The organism is Coprococcus sp. AF16-5 (assembly GCF_003479365.1).
In the GTDB taxonomy this organism is placed as follows: domain Bacteria; phylum Bacillota; class Clostridia; order Lachnospirales; family Lachnospiraceae; genus Coprococcus; species Coprococcus aceti.
Genome location: NZ_QUGZ01000002.1, coordinates 453,841 through 476,053, shown reverse-complemented (window position 1 = coordinate 476,053; position 22,213 = coordinate 453,841). Strand labels below are relative to the sequence as shown.

Below are 22,213 nucleotides of genomic sequence, written 5' to 3'. Positions count from 1 at the left end.
TAAAACGTCTTATCATCCAAATAAAGCTGTATCATAACCATTCCATCACAATACAGCTTCATAATGTTATCAATTTATCTTATTCACGTCGTCTTTATTGGTGTCGGAAATTATATAATGTGGTCTTCCCTTGGTCTCCATATATGTCTTGGCGATATATTTACCCATTATTCCTATGCACAGGAACTGGAGTCCTGATACAAACAGTATGATGCACACAAGTGACGGCCATCCCGCAACAGGGTCTCCCCACACCAGCTTTCTTATGAAGAAGAACAGCATCATGACGAATGCGACAAATGTACAAAATATTCCAAATCCTGAAGCTATACTCATCGGCGCCTCGGAGAAGTTGATTATTCCGTCCAGTGCGTATTTGAAAAGCTTCCAGAAGTTCCACTTCGTCTCGCCCGCAACTCTCTCCACATTCTCGTATTCCAGCCATTTTGTCCTGAACCCGATCCAGCCAAATATTCCCTTGGAAAATCTGTTGTACTCGCACATCGACACGATGGCATCCTTCATCTCTGCCTTCATAAGCCTGAAATCCCTGGCGCCATCCACGACATCGGCGTCGGATATCTTGTTGATGATCTTGTAGAACATCCGCGCAAACCAAGATCTTATCGGCGGCTCGCCCTTTCTGGTGACTCTTCTGGTCGCCACACTGTCATATTCTCCCTGCTCAAGTATACCGAGCATCTCCGGGAGCAGACTTGGCGGATCCTGCATGTCGGCATCCATCACCGCCACGTAATCCCCATCTGCATTGCAGAAGCCCGCATACATTGCAGCCTCCTTACCAAAGTTTCTGGAAAATGACAAATACTTGAAATAATCGTATTCCTCTGAGATCTTTTTCATGGTCTCAAGAGTCTTATCCGACGAACCATCATTTACCATAAGAACCTCAAAATCATACTGTCTGAGTTCCTGTCTCACCTTGTCCAGCTCCCCTGCAAATATCGGAAGAGCCTGCTCTTCGTTATAGCATGGAATTATCAAACTAACTTTTTTCATTTTGTTTCACCTGCTTTAAATTTATAAATTCGTATTCCTGAAAATCTGTATTCTATAGATTTCTTTGTATACTTTGTTATCTCTGCTATTTTCTCAGTCATCTTGTGTATCTTTTTCTCTTCAAATTTTGGATCATTGATGACCGCCACATATATCTCATCGCCGCAGTCCTTCACCAGATCAGCGATGCTGTCTATATCATCCTCGTACACATACCGGCATCTTCCCATCTGGGAAAATACGTTCATTCCCGCGTACACGTTGTTCCATTTGCCATCTCCGTGACACAGTATGATACAGTCCTGTCCCTTCATCTCCTCCAAGGCTGTGCTCCAGTCGCTGTAGCCCATGTACTGCCAGTCTATACCCTTTACAGCTATACTGCCTGCACATAATACCAGGCATATGACAGCGGTTACAACTGCACATCTCTTCCTGGTTATTACTGGAACCAGCTTCATCATACACCATATCATAAACACAGCCACTATAGGAAGTGCCGAGTAAATATATCTTGCATTTACAAGCTCGGACCCCTGTATTCCCACAAATGCAAGAACGGCGTCAGCCACGATAACCCCCGCCAATAACAGTGAGCGTGACTCTATCCTTCCTGTTCTGTCCGCATCTATATCTCTCCTGTGTATACATACTCTGTAGGATAATCCATCATTTTCCCTGACCAAGGATATCTTTATATCCACAAATGAAAGCACTATCCTTGCCACGATGAGCACCAGTGCCACAAGCACGATCAGCGGAAGCAGTCCTGCAAAATACGACCTGTTTATATAACTGATATAATATAAGAATTTGTGACCGGAAAGTCCTATCAGATTATCGGTAGCATAGCTTCCCCTGTAACCAAATATGTGCTTTATCGTCGCGGGAAATACCGCTATTGCCGCACCAAGTCCAGCAACAAGACTAAAGCCATACGCAAACATCTGCTTTACCTTTCGCATATACAGCAGGTATATACATACACACAATCCAAGTCCGGCAACATAGAAGTAGAAATAATAGTGTGTGAGTCCGCCGAACATGACCGCCAGTGCCAGCAATATAAAATACGGCACGGTCATCTTCTTTTTATGTCTCAGTATATATACATGAACCGCCGTCAGCAGCAATACATTCAAGGTCTGAAGAAGATACATCCGTATGAGCATACAGTTGCTTATGCCCACCGATGATACGCCCCACAGAGCTGCCGCCATCAGTCCATACCATCTGTTTCCAAGCAGATATGCCGCCACATACAACAGAAGAATATCCACAAATATCAGGAGTATGAGGTTGAGCACTATTCCCGGAACTGCACTGTATCCCGCTCCTTTGAAAAAGTAGCACACCGTATGCAGCAGCATATAATATACCGGCGGGTGGACATCATTTTCCTGATTTCTGTATGCCGCACTGTAGTTGAATGAATCATCGTTATAATTCATATAGTTCTCAAAATATGACCCCGTCACCCACTCATCAAGTGGCGTGTTGTCCTCTCCCGGATGGAGAAAAGTCTTGTCCGTGGAGTTTGCAAGGCCATAGCTGTACACCTCATCACAAAACAGATACTGTCTCTTAAGCCCGTAGTGGATGCACAGTCCATACTGCAGTAACACCAGCACTATGCATGCGATCCAGAAATACCGATTTGTCCTGATTTCTTTATTTTTCTTTACACTCTCTGTCATAATCTATTCTCCCACTGTCTTTGCCCATATAATAAGAGCAGTTTACCTCCTTTGTATACTTAATTTATTTTAAAATAAAAAACGGACTGCTACATTGTGACCGTATATTATACGTCACTGTAACAATCCGTTTGTTTATGATTATTTTTCTTTATTACTTTTCAAGTATATCGTAGATAAGATCCATGACCTTGTCACCAAATGCTGCTGACTCCTTCTGTGCCTCATCGTATGATGAACCCTTTACTCCGTAGTAGAACTTGATCTTTGGCTCAGTTCCTGAAGGTCTTACTGCAAGCCATGCATCGTTCTCAAGCTCATAGTAGAGTACATTTGCATTAGGGAAACCGGTAGGCTTAACCTCGCCTGTCTCGATGTTTCTTATATACTCAAGACGGTAGTCACGAACTACCTTTGTCTTGTAGCCTGCAACATCCTCAGGTACATTTGCACGGAGGATATTCATGATGTGTCCGATCTTCTTAGATCCCTCAACACCCTTGAGTGTTACGGTCTTGATGTCATCTACATAATATCCGTACTTCTCGTACATATCCATCATCGCATCCCAGAGAGTCTTGCCCTGACCTCTGTAGTAAGCTGCTGCCTCACAGAGAGCCATAGTTGCAACAACGGCATCCTTGTCTCTTGCGTGGGTTCCGATCAGGCATCCGTAGCTCTCCTCGAATCCGAAGAGGTATGTTCCCTTGCCTGTCTGCTCAAATCTGAGGATCTCACGGCCAATGTTCTTGAAACCTGTGAAACACTCGATGAGATCTGTTCCATAATACTTTGCTATAGCATCTACCATGTTGGTAGTAACGATAGTCTTGATGATTGCTCCGTCTGCTGGAAGGCTGCCATTCTTCTCCTTCATCTGGCTTACCTCATACTCGCAGAGTAAGCTTCCTGACATGTTACCTGTGAATACCTTGTACTCACCTGTCTTGGAATCCTTGGCATAGCATCCGAGTCTGTCGGCATCAGGGTCTGTTGCCAGAACGAGATCTGCATCGACCTCCTTTGCCAGCTTGAGTGCCAGTGCAAATGCTTCCTTTGCCTCTGGGTTTGGATACTCAACTGTTGGGAAATCTCCATCCGGAAGCTCCTGCTCAGGAACCACGTACACATTCTCAAATCCGATCTCCTTGAGAATCCTTCTTACAGGGATGTTGCCTGTTCCGTGAAGTGGTGTGTACACTATCTTGAGATCCTTACCATACTTGTCAATTGCATCCTGATTGAGAATGAGCTTCTTGAGCTCGCCCATGTATGCGTCATCAACCTCTGAACCGATAGTTACAAGAAGCCCCTTCTTCTTTGCCTCTACCATGTCCATGGTCTTTGTATCTGCGAAATCTGTGATGGCCTTTACCTCGGCCATGATTCCCTGGTCATGAGGTGGTGTGATCTGTGCGCCATCCTCCCAGTATACCTTATATCCATTGTACTCTGGTGGGTTGTGTGATGCTGTTACATTGATACCAGCTACACAGTCCAGATATCTCACTGCAAATGAAAGCTCAGGTGTCGGTCTAAGTGACTCGAATCTGTAAGCCTTTATGCCATTTGCTGCCAGGCAGAGAGCTGCCTCCATAGAGAACTCAGGTGACATTCTTCTTGAATCATAAGCTATTGCCACACCTTTGTCCTGCTTGCCCGCCTTGATGATGTAGTTTGCAAGTCCCTGTGTAGCCTTGCGCACTACATATATGTTCATTCTGTTAGTACCAGCTCCGATGATGCCTCGAAGTCCGGCTGTTCCAAATACAAGATCACAATAGAATCTTTCTTCTATCTCTTTCTCGTCGTCCTTGATCGCTAAGAGCTCATCCTTGGTTTCCTGACCAAACAAAGGATTGTTCACCCACTGCTCATACACGTCCTTGTAATTATAATCGCTCATCATTTTGCCTCCTGTGAAATCTATTGCTTTATGTTACCCATAGAGCATCCTACAAATGGAAAACACACACACGAAAAAACCATCTGTAAAATACATCACAATTCAGTATCACGTGTCTAACTCAATTATTATCCACGCCCCAACATTATACTCTTAATTTGTCAGCTTGTGAAGTCCATAGGTATCGTTAATTTCACTCAAAATTTTGAGCTTTTCTTGGTCATCTTCGATAACTTTTTGGAGTTTTTCCATCAAAACCGGGGATATGTAGCTCTTTCTGGTGTTCATATACCGGTTACTTATCTTCCAGAACTTCTCCGGGAAACTGTACATAAGATATATGAATTCATAATCCTCATGTTCAAGATAATTGATCTGACTGTACGCACTCAGAATGTCCTTCGCCATGGCGATATCATACCTGTTCTTCTCCATGGCTTTGCGGAGAAACTGGTACAGATCCATGAGCTGGTATCCCACATGGAACCGGTCAAAATTTATGGTTGCTATGTATCCATCACAAAACATCACGCTGTGATAATTATACGAGCCGTGACAATAGCCAAGCCATTTGTCGTTGTATGTGAAATTATCCTGAAACAGCGACAGGCACTTCTCTGCCTGGCTGTAAAAATAATCAAATGTCTTTATGTACAGCATCTCAAAATCATTCTTCAGGGTTCTCCTGCTGACAAAATTTCTTATCCTGCGAAGCTCATTTACCTTTCTGTCCAGATTTCCCGGAGTTTTTTTTGTGTATGACGTATTCTCCTCCATGTACAGTTCCCTTCCGGCTCTGTGAAACCACGCCAGATTTATAACTGCTTTCTCAAGATCCCTTATGCTTGATGCATTACACTCCCGCCCTTGGAAATATTCCCTGCACACAAATGGATTTCCATACCTGTCGCAGGTCACCAGCTCGTCTTCTCTGTTGGCCACGACCCGGTCTATATTACAGAAGCCCTTTTCATATATCTTATCCTTGAATTCCTTCTCCTGCTGAAGCCTCTCGTCAGTTCCATTCAAGGATGACACCTGTCTGACCCCCTTGTCCGTCATCAGGATCACAGCACCTCTGCCTCTGCCCGTTCCCTGTACTTCCATATCGTATGCTTCATACACTTCACCCATTTTTTCAGCCAAATAAAAACCCCCTCCTACAACTGTCGCTCACTTTATAGCAATAATAACCTGCTAAATTATTGTATGAGGGGCTGTTAAGATTCATTCTTAAGTTATTATATTTTACCGGATTTTTTTACGACTGTTATCGCATCATCCAATAATTCTTTTTTATATGATATGGGAAATACGTACTCCTTACATCATTTTGACCTGTTCAATAAGATATTCCCTGTCGTTCTTCTCCGGGTCTTCTATAACCATATCCAGCAGTTTCTGAAGTATCTCGCCCATCTGAGGTCCCGGCTTTATTCCCAGCTTTATGAGGTCTCCGCCATTTACCTTGAGGTCCTTGATCCTGACGCAGTCAGCATCTGCCACGATCTCTTCATATTTCTTCTCAAGCTCCGCAAGCTGGCTCTGTCTCTCCTCCAGCTTGTAATCGCTCTGGGCAGCCATATCGGCTTTCTTGATCTCGATTATATATGGGAAGAAATCCTTTCCAACCTCTCCGAGAAGCTTCCTGATGGTATTCTTCTTCGGAACGCAGCCCATGCCAAAGTCATGCCATCTCACCAGCTTGCACACGTCCTTGATGGTATTGTTGTCAAACTTCAGTCTTCTGAGAACCGCCTCCGCCAGTGGAACTCCCGCGATCTGGTGGTCGTAAAAGTGATCTGTTCCATTCTCGTCCACAGTGTGTGTGGATGGCTTGCCTATATCGTGGAGAAGCGCCGCCCATCTCATGGTGACGTCAGCTCTTATATTCTTAACCGCCTCAATGGAGTGTACACCCACATTGTATCTGTGATACTGGTTGTTCTGTGGCTGCTCCATCATCTTGTCAAATTCAGGAAGGATATATGCAGTGATCCCTGTAACATAGGCCTCGAGCAGCTTGTCCGGGTGATCTGATACAAGGAGCTTTGTGAGCTCCACCCTGATCCTCTCCGCACTTATATCCTTGAGGTACTGTGCCTGGATGATCATGGCCTTTCGGGTATCCCTCTCTATGTCAAATCCAAGCTGTCCCGCAAATCTTATGGCTCTGAGTATCCTAAGTGCATCCTCATCGAATCTGTCCCTTGCCACACCGACAGCTCTTATAACCTTGTCATTCAGATCCTGCACACCGCCAAACATATCTATTATGCCCTTGCTGTGGCTGTACGCCATGGCATTTATGGTGAAGTCTCTTCTCTTCAGATCCTCCTCAAGGCTGGCTGTGAACTCCACCTGATCCGGTCTCCTGTGATCACTGTACTCTCCATCTATCCTGTACGTCGTGACCTCATAGCCTTCCTTGCCCATCATGACTGTTACGGTTCCATGCTCTATTCCTGTATCTACGGTTCGCCTGAATATCTCCTTGACCTGCTCAGGTCTGGCAGATGTGGTGATATCCCAGTCCCCCGGCTCTCTTCCGAGTATGCTGTCTCTCACGCAGCCGCCGACTATATAGGCCTCATAGCCTGCTGCCTCAAGACCCTCTATAACTTTATTTGCTCCCTCTGGAATGTCTATTCTCATATATTTTCTCTCCGCATCTTTATATCTGTAAAATAATAACTTCTCCAGCAAAATGCTGAAGAAGTTATTATACATGATTATTATCTATATTTTAGTATGCTCTTCCGAAGTATACCATCTTCTTGGCCGGCTTGCCGCAGTGTACACATACATCTGAAAGATGCTCCTGTGCAAATGGCATACATCTTGTGGATGCTCCTGTCTCATCCTTGATAGCCTCCTCACAAGCTGTCTCGCCGCACCACATAGCCTTTACAAAGCCCTGCTCGTTGTCGATGATATTCTTGAACTCATCCCAGTTAAGAGCTGCATGTGTATGTGAATCTCTGTGAGCCTTTGCTCTCTCGAACATATCCTTCTGGATAGTCTCAAGAAGCTCTCCAACCTTTGTATCTATCTCATCAAGTGATACTGTGATCTTCTCTCTTGTGTCACGGCGTACCAGAACTGCCTGATTGGCCTCGATATCCTTTGGTCCGATCTCAACTCTGATAGGAATACCTCTCATCTCCTGCTCTGAGAACTTCCAGCCTGGGCTCTTGTCGCTGTCATCGACCTTTACTCTGAATGCTCCAAGCTTCTCACGGAGCTCTGCTGCCTTCTCAAGCACTCCTGCTTTCTTCTGCATGATAGGAATGATCATGACCTGAGTTGGAGCAACCTTTGGAGGAAGTACAAGACCTGAATTGTCTCCGTGAACCATGATGATGGCTCCGATAAGTCTTGTTGTCATACCCCATGACGTCTGATGAACATACTTGAGCTTGTTGTCCTTGTCTGTAAACTGTATTCCAAATGCCTTGGCAAATCCGTCTCCGAAGTTATGGCTTGTTCCTGACTGGAGCGCCTTGCCATCGTGCATAAGTGCCTCTATTGTGTATGTTGCCTCTGCTCCTGCGAACTTCTCCTTCTCTGTCTTCTGTCCACGGATAACAGGCATAGCCAGTACATCCTCACAGAAGTCTGCATACAGATTCAGCATCTGTATTGTTCTTGCCTCAGCCTCCTCGGCTGTTGCATGTGCAGTGTGTCCCTCCTGCCACAGGAACTCTCTTGAACGAAGGAATGGTCTTGTCTCCTTCTCCCAACGCATAACTGAACACCACTGATTATATACCCTTGGCAGATCACGATATGACTGGATATCATTCTTGTAGAAATCACAGAACAAAGTCTCTGATGTAGGTCTTACACACATACGCTCTGTGAGTGGATTGAGTCCGCCATAAGTAACCCATGCTACCTCAGGTGCAAATCCCTCAACGTGATCCTTCTCCTTCTCAAGAAGGCTCTCTGGAATAAGCATAGGCATGTACACATTCTCCACGCCTGTTGCCTTGAATCTCTCATCAAGCTGCTTCTGTATAAGTTCCCAGATTGCATATCCTGCGGGCTTGATAGCCATACATCCCTTCACGTTGGTATATGCGATAAGTCCTGCCTTGAGGACAACGTCTGTATACCACTGTGCAAAATCTTCATCCATGGAAGTGATAGCTTCAACCATCTTCTTATCGTTTGCCATCTTATTTATCTCCTTAATTCTAAAACATTCTATATCTGCTGCATAGCTGAACTACCTAATGCATACACTCTTTAATCTACAAAATTTCAGGACGTATGTCAACACGAAACATGCCAACATCCGCCCTGTAAATACCATTTTAACTAAAACTCATCCAGATCCAGAATGGCAAATGCTCCGCCCTCCGGCTCATGCTTGAACACCATGTGTTCCCCTGTTGTCGGATGGTCAAATTCCAATCTGGACGCGTGAAGTCCTATCTCCTTGTACTTCTTATTTGTCCTCTGAAATTTAGGATTGTACTTTGTGTCACCCCAGATTCCACACTTTCTCTTTGCAAACTGTGCCCTGATCTGATGATGTCTTCCAGTTATGAGTTCAACAAGTATATATGACAGAACTCCCTCGTCCGTATCCATGACATCCAGCACCTCATATTCCAGCTCGGAATACTTTGCTCCAGGTGTGTCCTTGTCCACGACCTTTGTCACATTGTCCTTAGTATCGTGAAGAAGATAATCCTTCAAAACTCCCTGGTCATTTGAAAGCTCACCAGTGAGGATCGCCTGATAATACTTCATCATAGAACCATCCTCGCTCTGCTTTGAGAGATTTGCAGCCGCCTCAGGAGTCTTGGCAAATACCATAACTCCGCCTACAGGCCTGTCCAGTCTGTGTATAGGCACAAGATATGGCTCCTCTTTTCTGTTCTCCTTCTCGTATATCCTGAGCTTGAGCATACTCACCATGCTCTCTGAATTGGTCTTGTCCGGCTGAGTTGGCACACCACATGGCTTTACAGCCACGATTATATCATTATCCTCATGTAAAATGTTTAATTTCATTTATTTTCTCCTCATTCGCCGTCTGGGGCTTATTATAATTGTGATAAGAAAGCCTTACGATTACTTCGCCACTTCGTGGCTCTCGTAATCGCACATTCATTCGCATTCCTGCCTATCGGCATACATGCTCATGAATATCTGCCCATCCGATGAACATGCAGCGTTTCATGCAAGCATGAACGCTGCATGTTCGCCGTCTGGGGCTTTCTTATCACATCCTAAATCTATAGCCCACGCCCCACACAGTCTCTATGTACTGTGGATTCGATGTGTCAAATTCAATCTTCTCTCTGATCTTCTTGATATGAACAGTAACCGTGGCTATATCTCCTATGCTGTCCATATTCCATATCTTGCTGAACAGCTCATCCTTGGAAAATACCTTGTTTGGGTTGCTGGCAAGGAAGCACAGTATATCGAACTCCTTATTCGTAAATACCTTCTCCTCGTTATCAACATACACTCTTCTGTCCGTCTTGTCTATCTTAAGACCTCTGATCTCGATGACGTCATTCTTGAGTGCCGTTGAACCAACAAGTCTCTCGTATCTGGATATGTGCGCCTTGACTCTTGCCACCAGCTCACTTGGACTGAATGGCTTTGTGACATAGTCGTCAACTCCCAGACCAAGACCTCTGATCTTGTCTATATCATTCTTCTTGGCTGTTACCATGATGATCGGAATATCCTTCTTCTCCCTTATCTGTCGGCATATCTCAAATCCATCCACCTCAGGGAGCATGAGATCCAGAAGGATAAGACTGTATTCCTCATCCAATGCCTTCTCAAGACCCTTAAGTCCATTTGTCTCTATCTCTACCTCGAAATCATTGAGCTCCAGATAATCTCTCTCAAGCTCTGCAATACTAAGCTCATCTTCTATGATCAATATCTTACTCATCTGTATCTCTCCTTTTCTTTAGTGTATTTATGATCTGCAATGATCCTTTTCTCTGACCATCCTTTTTCTGATTGTCTTTTCTCTGATCATCTTTTTTCTGTGTATCCTTTTTTACATTTGCCTGCTGTTCACCGCTGGCGTCAGAAGTATCACCCTCGATCTCCTCAACCTTTGGAATATACTTCTTCAGGGTAAATACTATCGTTGTTCCAACACCAAGCTGGCTTGTGGCATATATGTTGCCGCCGTGCTCCTCAACGATCTTCTTGCATATAGCAAGTCCAAGACCACTTCCGCCTCTTGACTGTCTTGCGCTGTCAGCTCTGTACATTCTGTCAAATATATGAGGCAGGCTCTCTGAATCTATTCCACGGCCATTGTCGCTTATGGATACCTTAACCTCCGCGTCATTGTCATATATGTTGATATCTATCTGTCCATATTCCTTATCGGTATACTTGATAGCATTTGTAATTATGTTGTTGATGACCCTCTTGAGCTGGTCAGGATCAACTATGACCTTCACATCGTCATCACAATAGTTCTTGTATGTGAGCGTCATGTTCTTGGAAAGGAGCGTCGTATATACCTCCTCCATACAGTCATCAAAATAATCCTTCACCGATACCCTGTGGAACTCATATGGTATGGCGTTGTTGTTGATATTCGTATACAGTGAAAGCTCATTGATGAGGCTGTCCATCTCATTTGCCTTGCTGTATATCATCTTCAGATATCTCTCCTGCTTCTCAGGGGTATCTGCAACTCCATCCATGATTCCCTCCACATAACCCTTGATGGTCGTGATAGGAGTACGGAGATCGTGTGATATATTGCTTATGAGCTGCCTGTTCTCTTCCTCATATCTCATCTTCGCCTTGGTAAAGTCTGACAGTTTCTGTCTCATATCCTCAAATGACTCACAGAGCTCACCAACCTCATCGACTCTGTTATCGCCAAAGTCTATCTTCTCGTCAAGGTTGCCTGAGCCCATACGCTCTGCTGCCTCCTTGAGCTTGACAAGAGGATTCACAAACTGCTGGTATACAAGGAATGCCACGACACCGCTCAGGAGCATCATCATTAGAACCATCAGTATGGAATAACCCATGATGGTTCCCCTGAACTTCGCCATATAATTACCATAGTATGTGAGCATGTAAATATCTACCTGACTTCCATCCAGCACATATGATACCTGGTTGCACAGATAGAATGACGGCTGGGTTATGAGATATTCCTGAACCTTTATATCACTGTTATTTCCGGTATCAATCGAATCACCATCTATCGCATTGATATTCGAACTGTTATCATTTCTCTTTAACTGCTCCTTCAGGCTCTCAGAAAAAGGATCAACGGAACTATATATGTACTCTCCATCCTTCTTCACTGCTATATGAGTATTTAATACCGAGCTCTTTTCATCCAGTGCATCTGCATTATCCTGGGTTGTATAGTATGAAGGATTCTTCTTCACCTTGCTTATAACTTCCTCACGCAATGTGGACAGAGATTTGTACACATCATTGACCGGATCGTCCTCCGAATATAAAAGCTGCAGTGAGTGATTACGGCCATAAGTTCCAGTGATAAAATATCGCCCTATGATAGCCGTACCTATAACCATGGACAATATCGCTGCTATCCATATAAAAATTATCGCTATCTTAACTTTCTTAGTAATCTTCATTCGTGTTAACTCCCATCTTACTAGCGCTAATTATAGCATTAATCCCTATTGTTAGTGTGTGAAGTTTTTATAAACTCTCTCTCTGTTTTCTTCTGAAAATGCCCTTTTTCTTCCTCTTTATCTCCGTTGCCGCAACCTCCTGTCTGGTCTGCTGAAGTTCTCTTATGGTGGCGTCAAGCTTTCTGTATCTCGCTTCCTCCTGATCCTCCTTCTCCTTCATCAGCACATCCATCTGTTTTACCACGTCATCGGACACCGCAGCGGACACTGACTGTGTTATCACCTTAAGGTTGTCCTTTATGGAGTTGCTGATTATCTTGTCCATGATATTCTGGAATTGTGCCATCTTGAAATCAACTATTCTTGAATCATCCCCCACATCGCTGCTCACCCTTATGGTTTCTATGGTCTTCTTCTCTGTATTTTCACTCTCTGCGATAAGCTCCGTCACCGCATCATCCGCATTTTTTTCCTCTGTGCTCTCTCCCTCGTCAAGAAGTTCATACATTCTGTGAACCATATCCTTTATCGCCTTGAGCTGTATCCCCTTATCCTTCAAAGTCTTAACCCTCTGAAGTATCTTTACATCCTTCTCACTGTAGCACCTGTGACCCATGTCATTTCTCTTGATATCGATCTCAAGCTCTTCCTCCCAATACCTAAGCACATGTGACTCAACCTCAACCTTGGCTGCTGCCTCACTTATACTGTAAACTCTCTCTGTCATCGTGTATATCTCCTCCTTGTCTCAGATCAGGTCCTGTCTTAAGTTATTTCCTGTCCTGATACAATTCTAAGGACTTTAATACACAGTCTCAACGCGAATCGTCCTCTAAATTTTCTCACTATATCTGTTTATTCCACCATACTTATCACATTCTGAACTTATTCGTGGCAAATAGAACATTTTCAGTATTTTAAGCACAAAAATCCCCTGCACATATCAGTTGCCCTTATGTGCAGGGGGGTAAATATCAGTTATTTATTTTTGTGATGACAAACTGTCCGTCATCGTTCAATATAAAATGTACATTTTTATAATTTGTTCCGATTACATATTCGGAACCGTCGTTGGTTTTTCTCAGATTATCCAGCGCATTCTCATCGTTCAGAGCCTTCATGAGTATATCTGTGAACAAGTCTTTTTTGCTTATATTCAACAGCTCATTTTCATTTGCTATGGACTGTCCACCACTTGTCTCCTGAGGATATAAAACCATATCCTTCATAGTCTCAAGATCTTCATCATTGAACACCTTCACGATCTTCTCAGCAAATGCTCTGCTGTCCGTCTCTATCTGCTGCTGGACATCAGCCCTGTCCGTATATCTGTTCTCAAATACTATATGTGACAGCACTTCATTGAGTACCTCATCACTGGCTGTGACGTATATATATAGCGAATAGTTAATTTTTCCATCGCTCCAGAAAGCTATACGTCCGGGAGTCAGAGTGTAATAAGTAGCACTGTATCCCTGGATGTTGCCGGTTATCATGTCACCATTGCTGGTGTTCTCAACGCCCGCCAGATCGTACATCTCGTATTTGCAGGAGCCTCTGAGTTCAACCTTCACTCCGCTGTACCTGAAACTCACGATACCTATGTCACCGGATATCTTGTACTTCACATCCGTTATCTCGGAACTGTTCTTATCCACATCGAGATACACTCCTATCTGAGCCATATCCTCCGCGGATTCAACATCACCGCTCTTTATCTGGATACCGGTACTCTCCTCCTGACCGTCATCCACCTTCCCGCATCCCATGCAGATAGCTGCAAAACAGATGACCGCAATCATAAATAATATATATTTTCTGCCCATGTCCATCCACGACGCTTTTTTCATATATCTATTCTCTCCACATTGAACACGATATTACCACGCTATTCCCTTATGACATCCGTTCTCTCTACACTTGTATGCCATGGTTGGATCTGTAGGATCCCATGTATGGCTGTAATCAAGCTGAACTGATGTAGGCTTAGGGAACGGGCCGCTCTTATTGCTCTCGAATATAGTTACCTTTGTTCCAAGATCGCAGTTGTCATATATCCACTTTGCATCTCCTGCCTTAAGTCTTATACATCCGTGTGAGCATGTCGTTCCGAGCATGTTATAAGCGCTGACTGATAATGTGGTAGGATCCTCCTCTCCGTAATACACAGAGTGGAACAGTATATCACCTGTTATAAGTGTATCCCACTGTCCATAACATGGTCCCATCAGTGTCCACCATCTTCCCTTTGCAGGTGTATAGAATGTTCCAAGAGGTGTTGTGTCACCGCCTGAACATACAAATGCCTTTACCGGAATGATATATCCCTTGTTGCCATCCTTTGCATATACAGTCACAACATTTGTGGTCTTGTTGACCTTTATCTCATAGGAACCCTGTTTTCCGAGGATCTTATCAACATCTGTGAGTCTCTTGCCACCTCTGTTGAAATAGAACTTATATCCATTCGCATATGCCCACTTGCTTCTGTACATGGCACCGCTCTTACTGAAGTAATAGTATGCTCCATCCACATATCTGTATCCGGTGAGTAATGTTCCCTTGACGCTTACGAAGTAACGCTTGCCGTTGTAATATTTCCAGCCTCTGCCCTTCACCAGTGCACCATTCTTGTCGAACAGATACAGCTTGCCATTTACCTTCTTAGGTCCTTTGTATGCAACACCTGAAGCGCTGTAATACTGTCTGTTTCCAAGCTTTGTAGTATACCATCCTGTATATGGCTTTCCATTGGAACCAAATCTGTATGTCACGCCATTTATCTTTCTGACACCCTCCGCAAGATAACCATTACTTGAGAAATTATAGTAATACTTGCTATTCTTTACCTTATGTGCACCCTTATAGGCTTTTCCATCAGAACCAAAGTAATACTTCTTACCCTTTATTTTCTTCCAGGTATTCACCAGTGCCTTGCCATTTGTTCTGAAGTAATAGTAATTATTCTGGATCTTGTTAAGACCTCTCACCATGCGGCCATATCTGTTAAAATAATATTTGTCGCCCTTGTATGTAAGGAACTTGCTCTTTAACGCCTTGCCGTTCTCATCGTAATAATATGTCTTACCGTTCTTGGTATACCAGCCCTTCTTATTCTTCACAGTGGCAGTTGCATCCGTCAATGTCGCAACACTCTCTCCGGCATCAGCCTGAGTCTCCGCAGCGTACACCGTGTACTGTCCGCCGACCCTGCTTTCTGACAGATTTGAGATTCCTGTCGCACAAGTTGACAACAATACTGCTGCCATTGTCAAAAACGCAATTTTTCTAAACTTTACCATATACTACCTCTCTTATTCCTCACATAGATTTTATTCATTCAAATGCTTCTGATACACTCTTCTCGTCTGCTGCCTTCTGATTCCTATACACATACCACACTCGACCATGGTCATGAGAAGTGCGGAACCTCCCGAGCTTATGAAAGGAAGAGTGACACCTGTATTCGGAATTACATTTGTCGCAACGCTTACGTTGATCACTATCTGGCATACAAGGTGTACCATCACACCTATGACCATCATGCTTCCAAATACGTTCGATGACTCTTTAACTATAACATACATCTGGTATAACAGATAGCCATACAGAAGAAATAACATGATTGCTCCTGCCACACCAAGCTCCTCGCAGATTATCGCGAAGATCATATCATTCTGGGCCTCCGGTATAGCCGAAAGCTTCTGTGTTCCATTTCCAAGTCCCTTGCCGAAGAAAGATCCGCTTCCTATGGCATACAACGACTGTATGACCTGATATCCTGCACTCTTCTCATATTTTTCTGTGTACAGCCATCCCAGGATTCGCTTTGCACGGAAGTTGTCATTTGACAGAAGTTCTTCCTCCGTAGGCAGGTAGCTCGTGGCTACCTTCACATAGACCACCGCCACCACCACAGCTATCAGCAATATTCCTAAATGCAGTTTCCAGTTCTTGCTGGCTATAAATGTTGAACAGTAACATATTCCAAGAACGACCAGACACGAACTCAGGTTTGTGGATATGACGAGCAGAAGTCCCGCCTGGAGTCCCACAAGCACCCACAGTATTATGACAGTCTGCCACTTGTGCATCTCTCTCCATTTGCTGCTTATAAATGAAGCTATGAATATGATCATGAGAGTCTTCACTATATCAGCGATCTGGATTCTGAATGGTATGTGAGGGATCTGAATCCATCTCGTCGCACCATTTACATTTACTCCCAATGGCGTGAGAAGCAAAAATGTCAGTATCAATGACAGAAAATATGCAGGCCATGTAAGCTTCTTATACAGACCGTATGGGAAAAACGCCAATCCCCATATTGCCAATGCTCCGAAAACGATAAACACCAACTGGCTTCTGAAATTGCTGGCAGCCGTGCCGTAACTGGATGCGCTGAATATCATTATCAGTCCAAATGCCAGAAGGAACGTTATAGCAATTATCATTTTATATATGGTTCCCGATGTATATCTGCTTTTTTCTTTGCCCGTGGAGTTATCCACAACTGATGTATCACTCATATACAAATCTCCATCTATCTGTTCATTATCTCTTTTATAAATTTATACGCACTTATCACATCTGTGTCAAATATATCCAGGCTGTCCCTGTATTCCGGTTTCTCTATCGCTCCTGAATCACAGCCGATATGCATGCTTCCATCACTGTCCCCGCTCCACGCAAGATCAATGCTGTTACCCTTATCATATCCGGTGATCTCCGCATTTTTTCTGAACACGGCATCTCCAACCTGTATACCAAGAATTGCATCACTTCCAGACAATCTAAGCTCCAGCGATGCACTTATACTGACAGGCTTCATGGAATCCATGAGATCGGCTGCCGATATATCCACATCAAACACCACTCCTGTCTCTCCGTCACTGCTCACATCCCTCTTTTTTATCACAAGATGGTTGTCAGAATTGTCAGTAACAGTGAACTCATACGACTGTGCTGTATATTTGTCTCCGTAAAATGTCAGCGACATGCTCATATTCCTGTCGGACACATGATCCGCATACAGCTTGACCAGCTCATTTTTACTGTTCACAGCAAAATAGAGCGTGATATCCCTGCCGTCTAACATTTCATCCACAAATTGCTTTATATCATGTACCAATTCTGCCGTATTGTCAATGGTATCTATCTCCGGTATGTATTTGCCAAACATGTCATACACTTCCTGAAGATCTATATCATGTGTGCCAAAACATTCATCCAGATAACTATAGAAATCATCCACATTGAAGATGACCGAGTACACCTTGCAGTCCTGTGTACTATCCCCAGTAACCACAGTCTGTTTTCCCTCACTCGTACCCTCCATATTGAAGAAATACTTAAGTGTCTTCTGGATAATATCTGTCTGGATATCGTCACCGTTGATGTCCGCATAATTATTTGCAGCCATCCTCATACAGTTCTCATAGGCAGTGCCAAATGAGTACACTGTGTCGCTGTCTATCCCAAGCAGTGATACCACCTGAGAATTGCTCATGTTCGTGATGAGATTGTCAGCGTACTGTATTCTGATTGCCATATCATCTATATATATGAGAGAAGTCCTCTTATTTGCATAGAGCTTGAATGTCTTGTCATCAACTCCTGCCTCCGCAAGAAAATTGTGATCCGAAGCACTTCTCTTCAGCGATATGTCAACGCTGTGATCAGAATTATCCTCAAATGAAAAGCTCTGACTGCCATTTATCATGTTCATACCCATGTCAAATGTGCCATACTGCTGATTCATCTCCGACTCTCTGGAAGAATTGATGGTATTTACCATGGCCTCCACAAGCTTTATCTGAGGTTTTCTCATAAGATGAAAAAAAATAATTGCAACAACTGCTGCCATCAGAATGATGACAGTCGCTGTTATTCCAATTATTCTTTTAAGTAGTTTATTATTGTTTTTTTTGTGCATATGTATCATGATTTTCATTCAACCAGGCTATGGCCTCACACAATCCTTCCTCGGAAAAATCAAACTGCTTCGATCCCTTCTGTTCATCCGGTGTGACCTCAAAACAGAATGGCTCCGGCCATATAAATGCCGTGAGTACAGTCTTTGTCTCCTTCGGTGCATCTTCCTCTGTCTGATCTTTTTCCCCCTCCGGCTCAATCTCCACAACATCCTTCTGTATCATGTAACGGATACCCTTGTCACTGCCCTTAAAAGGCCGCGACTTATAGAATTCCAGAGCCAGCAATTCAGGTCTGTTTATCACATATATCACCCTGTCTCTTTACTTTATTGTGAACGGATATACCTCTATGATCTTCTTGGTCGTCTCGTTCTGAAGATACAGATATGTTACACCCTTAGGTGCACTATCACCTGATATCTTGACCCATGTTGACCAGCCGTCAACCACAGGATCTGAGAATGTTATGACGTCAGACTTGTTTCCATCCGCATACACAACGTATCCCGATATCTTCATAGAGTCATCACCGTCAAATCCAAATGACGTATGAATATATATATCTGATCCATTCTTTGTCTTGATGCTGTTAGATCCCTTATCAAGATCTTTTTCACTGCTGTTTACAAATGATTCTATATTCCACTTCACAAGCTCTGAATACAGCTTCTGAGCCTTCTCGTTGCCGTCGTATCTGAGTTCTCCGAGATATGTCATTGTAGTCTCATTGGCTGCGTTCTTATTTGCATTTGCAAATGCAAGCTTTCCATTTGCTATCTTCTTGGACACATCAGTCTTGACTACCTTCTCATAGTAATCAACTGACTTCTTGTATTCCTTGTCCTTGTATGCCTGGGCTCCAAGTGCCTGATAACACTTGTCTTTCTCAGCTACACAGTCCTTGTAATCCTTGTCCACCTTATCATAGCTCTTGATGGCATTCTCGTAATCCTTGTTCTTGTAATACTGCTCTGCCTTCTTGTATGTACACTCACTGGCCTTGTTCTTGTAGTCATCAAATTCTGACTTCATGTACATATCATACGCATCGTCATATTTGCCGCTGTCGAGCAGCTCTGATGCCTTGTTGTAATAGCACTTTGCAAGAAGAGTCTGGGAATCGCTGTACTCCTCTATGGTTGACAGAATACTGATGGCGTCATCGTACTTCTTGGCTGTTATAAGTGCCTCCGCTTTCTTATATGTACACTCGATAACCTTGTCCGATGCATCCTTGTATGAGCCTGCGTTGTTGAATGCATCTATGGCTGCATCGTAGGATGCCGCATTCATCTGATCCATTCCCGCATTGTAATAACACTGATAAGCCTTATCAAATGCGTCATCGCTGCTGAAACTCTCCTCGTCACCGTCAGATGACTTGCTGTAGTTCTCTGCAGCCTTTCTGCTATTGCCTGACTTCTTATAATATTCAGCCGCCTCAAGGTTCTTGCCTTCTTTTTCAAGACCCTCGGCATACTCATAATAAGCGTCTCCGTTTGCCTTTGTATAGGAATCCTTGAATTTTCCAAGATCCTTATACAGTGTCACGGCCTCTTCAACCTTTCCCTGGTCCATGAGGTCGTTGGCCTCGTTATACTTTCTAAACTTTGGAACAAATATAAATGCAAAGACGCCTATAGCGATGACGATAACCACTGGTATAGCTATGAGTGCGGCCTTTGCACCCTTGCTCATACCCTTCTTCTCGCCCTTTTTCTTTATCATTATATCGGCGCCTTCCTGTGGCATTATCTGAGGTTGTGGCATTCCCATCTGAGGCTGCTGCGGTGGCACAGGATTACCCTGTGGCTGCTGCATCATCTGAGGCATGCCCTGTGTTCCGCCTGTCAGGACAGTTGTGCTGTCATCGTCCTCATCGACGTCCGGCTCACTTGTAAGCACAGTTGTGCTGTCGTCAACTTCCGGCTCTATCAAAGGAAATTCTTTTCCACAGACAGGACACTTTCTTACGTTCTCCCCCAATTCACAACCACAATTATCACAATACATATCTCTTCCTCCATCTTGAACTCCAGCCATGCAAAATTTGCCTTCGGCAAATGGCTGGAGCTACATGTCAAGTTTTCATAGAAAACTTGACACATCCCTTACGGATCAACCTGATTTATTACATTTATCGAACTTCATATTTAAGAATTTATCCTGAATATGAACTCCTCATTTGAAAGCCTTATCACACTGTTATCAGGGATAGCCACATCAACATTGCTGTACACCTGAGTTCCGTTCAGGAATGTATGGTTTGTTGAGTTGTTATCTCTCAAATAATGTGTTCCATTGATACTGGTGATATAGGCATGTCTTCTACTTATAGACTTGTTTCCTGTTACCTTATAGTCAACACCCTGATCAGCCTTACCAATACAGAATACCTGTTTATTAATCTGAACGCTCTCACCCGTAGTCTTTCTGGTGAGGGTCGGCTTGCTGCCTGTGACAAGTGTTCTGTTGCTGAACAGTGTTGTAGGTGGCTCCTCATCCGGCTGCTCGCTGAGTCTCTTGGCTTCCTCCGCCTTGAGCTTTGCAAGGCCTGCCTGTCTCTTAGCCTCCTCAGCATTCTTGCGGGCTGCAAATTCTGCCTGCATTCTAGCCTCCTCAGCATGCATCTCCTGCTCTCTGGCACGTCTTATCTCATCTGCATACTGCGATGAAACCTTCTCTGCCCTGATTCGCTCCTCCTCGGCATTCCTGAACATTTCTTCAGCCTTAAGCCTCTCACTGTCATCGGAATTGCCCTGATATGAGTACATATCCTGAGCTGTGAGTACCGCTGTCTGCTCATAATCCTTTGCCTCAGCAGTGACCTTCTGTCTCCATATCTCGGCTTCGACCCTTGCCGCCTCGGCCTTCATACGGGTCTCCTCTGCCTGTCTGGCAACTTCCGCCTGATACTTTGCTTCCTCTATCTGTCTCTTTACCTCATTTTCGGCCTGCATTCTTGCCTCTTCAGCCTTTCTGGCTGCCTCCTCGGCTTTGTGGATTGCAAGCTCTTTATTATTCTCATTTGAAGTGAGTACCTTACTCTTGCCCTTTTCACCCTGTATTATAAGGAGCTGACTTGATGCTCTGAGATCTGACACAAATTCATTGAAATGAAATGCATCAAACTCCCTGTGATCGTTGAAATAATCAACTATCTGGTTAGCACATTCTATGGCTGGTGTGTGTGCATAGACAAATCCTGACAAGATGCTCTTCACAAACTCCCCAATGTCCTTCTTGTCAAATTTGCTTTCAAATGGAAGATACAGAAGCTGTATGGAGAAGTCACTAAATCTCACATACATATAATTCGTATCCCACACTACCTTCTCGAGTGCTAGTCCATTCTGTATGACTGACACAAGCTGCTTGCTTATGCTGAATATGTATTCCACCAGTTCATCCCTGAAAACCGGTTTCTGCATTATCTGACTAAGACTCATATCCCCATCTATTGAGAATTCGAGTTTTCTTTCCCCCTTAACAAACACTTCCCTGCACATGCTTGTGTTGCCTGCAAAAGGCACATTATAGGCATTCATTTCATATTTGCTAATAGGAGTAACCTGATCAAGTTTGTATTCAATTTTTATTGAATCTTTTAAAATTTGAGTCATACCCCACCTCCTACTATTTCAATAGCCAATATACCTCTACAGTATAACAGACAAAAAAAGCATATTCAAGGTTACAAAAAAAGGAAGATATATATTACATATATCTTCCGCTTGAGAGGTGCGAGCCGGATTTGAACCGGCGATGACGGTGTTGCAGACCGGGGCCTTACCACTTGGCTATCGCACCATATTATTTAATTAAAGCTCCCCGAGTAGGGCTCGAACCTACAACCCCTCGGTTAACAGCCGAGTGCTCTACCATTGAGCTATCGAGGAATAACGTCATAAGCATCTCCAAAAAAGGAAACGCAGAAGGAGGGATTTGAACCCTCGCGCCGCGCAAACGGCCTACACCCTTAGCAGGGGCGCCTCTTCAGCCACTTGAGTACTTCTGCAAAATGCCTAAATAAAA

The 22,213-nt window shown here is 43.9% G+C and carries 17 protein-coding genes and 3 tRNA genes; all 20 read right to left on the bottom strand.

The genetic code is table 11. The annotated features are described in order from the left end of the window. Window positions 1-69: 69 nt before the first annotated feature. Window positions 70-1,020: a glycosyltransferase family 2 protein gene (locus DWW70_RS07025; protein ID WP_015534450.1), complete on the bottom strand. Its 951-nt coding sequence runs from the start codon at window positions 1,018-1,020 to the stop codon at window positions 70-72. After that, window positions 1,017-2,717, bottom strand: coding sequence for a hypothetical protein (locus DWW70_RS07020; RefSeq protein ID WP_055222362.1), 1,701 nt, complete (start codon window positions 2,715-2,717; stop codon window positions 1,017-1,019). The genes DWW70_RS07025 and DWW70_RS07020 overlap by 4 nt, the downstream gene beginning before the upstream one ends. A gap of 154 nt (window positions 2,718-2,871) precedes the next feature. After that, window positions 2,872-4,623, bottom strand: a complete 1,752-nt coding sequence (locus tag DWW70_RS07015) for a phospho-sugar mutase (RefSeq protein ID WP_118649531.1) — start codon at window positions 4,621-4,623, stop codon at window positions 2,872-2,874. Between the two features lie 153 nt (window positions 4,624-4,776). Beyond that, entirely contained in the window at window positions 4,777-5,769 is a 993-nt protein-coding gene (locus tag DWW70_RS07010; protein WP_022217369.1) for a spore coat protein CotS family, read from the bottom strand. Between the two features lie 177 nt (window positions 5,770-5,946). Continuing rightward, window positions 5,947-7,278: a CCA tRNA nucleotidyltransferase gene (locus DWW70_RS07005; protein WP_022217370.1), complete on the bottom strand. Its 1,332-nt coding sequence runs from the start codon at window positions 7,276-7,278 to the stop codon at window positions 5,947-5,949. 91 nt (window positions 7,279-7,369) lie between these two features. Next, window positions 7,370-8,803: a proline--tRNA ligase gene (gene proS, locus DWW70_RS07000; RefSeq protein WP_022217371.1), complete on the bottom strand. Its 1,434-nt coding sequence runs from the start codon at window positions 8,801-8,803 to the stop codon at window positions 7,370-7,372. A gap of 143 nt (window positions 8,804-8,946) precedes the next feature. After that, entirely contained in the window at window positions 8,947-9,648 is a 702-nt protein-coding gene (locus tag DWW70_RS06995; protein WP_118649530.1) for an RluA family pseudouridine synthase, read from the bottom strand. A 211-nt stretch (window positions 9,649-9,859) separates the two neighbouring features. Next, on the bottom strand, window positions 9,860-10,549 hold the full coding sequence (locus DWW70_RS06990; protein ID WP_022217373.1) for a response regulator transcription factor: 690 nt from the start codon (window positions 10,547-10,549) through the stop codon (window positions 9,860-9,862). After that, complete coding sequence (locus tag DWW70_RS06985) at window positions 10,542-12,242, bottom strand: sensor histidine kinase (protein ID WP_117874346.1); 1,701 nt, start codon at window positions 12,240-12,242, stop codon at window positions 10,542-10,544. The genes DWW70_RS06990 and DWW70_RS06985 overlap by 8 nt, the downstream gene beginning before the upstream one ends. Before the next feature lie 67 nt (window positions 12,243-12,309). After that, window positions 12,310-12,969, bottom strand: a complete 660-nt coding sequence (locus DWW70_RS06980; protein ID WP_117549944.1) for a helix-turn-helix domain-containing protein — start codon at window positions 12,967-12,969, stop codon at window positions 12,310-12,312. A gap of 247 nt (window positions 12,970-13,216) precedes the next feature. Continuing rightward, window positions 13,217-14,092 (bottom strand): hypothetical protein, encoded by an 876-nt coding sequence (locus DWW70_RS06975; RefSeq protein WP_118649529.1) that lies wholly within the window; start codon window positions 14,090-14,092, stop codon window positions 13,217-13,219. A gap of 30 nt (window positions 14,093-14,122) precedes the next feature. Beyond that, complete coding sequence (locus tag DWW70_RS06970; protein WP_118649528.1) at window positions 14,123-15,544, bottom strand: L,D-transpeptidase family protein; 1,422 nt, start codon at window positions 15,542-15,544, stop codon at window positions 14,123-14,125. Between the two features lie 30 nt (window positions 15,545-15,574). Beyond that, complete coding sequence (locus DWW70_RS06965; protein ID WP_015534440.1) at window positions 15,575-16,771, bottom strand: FtsW/RodA/SpoVE family cell cycle protein; 1,197 nt, start codon at window positions 16,769-16,771, stop codon at window positions 15,575-15,577. Between the two features lie 14 nt (window positions 16,772-16,785). Further along, window positions 16,786-18,177 (bottom strand): hypothetical protein, encoded by a 1,392-nt coding sequence (locus tag DWW70_RS06960; protein WP_208896142.1) that lies wholly within the window; start codon window positions 18,175-18,177, stop codon window positions 16,786-16,788. After that, window positions 18,158-18,481, bottom strand: a complete 324-nt coding sequence (locus DWW70_RS06955; protein WP_022217377.1) for a hypothetical protein — start codon at window positions 18,479-18,481, stop codon at window positions 18,158-18,160. The genes DWW70_RS06960 and DWW70_RS06955 overlap by 20 nt, the downstream gene beginning before the upstream one ends. 18 nt (window positions 18,482-18,499) lie before the next feature. After that, window positions 18,500-20,191, bottom strand: a complete 1,692-nt coding sequence (locus DWW70_RS06950) for a tetratricopeptide repeat protein (RefSeq protein ID WP_118649527.1) — start codon at window positions 20,189-20,191, stop codon at window positions 18,500-18,502. A gap of 140 nt (window positions 20,192-20,331) precedes the next feature. Then, on the bottom strand, window positions 20,332-21,801 hold the full coding sequence (locus DWW70_RS06945; RefSeq protein ID WP_243017688.1) for an FHA domain-containing protein: 1,470 nt from the start codon (window positions 21,799-21,801) through the stop codon (window positions 20,332-20,334). 116 nt (window positions 21,802-21,917) lie between these two features. Continuing rightward, window positions 21,918-21,988: transfer RNA gene (locus DWW70_RS06940), tRNA-Cys, on the bottom strand. A gap of 17 nt (window positions 21,989-22,005) precedes the next feature. Beyond that, a tRNA-Asn gene (locus DWW70_RS06935) sits at window positions 22,006-22,077 on the bottom strand. Window positions 22,078-22,108: 31 nt separating this feature from the next. Then, window positions 22,109-22,196 (bottom strand) — tRNA-Ser (locus DWW70_RS06930). Window positions 22,197-22,213: the final 17 nt, after the last annotated feature.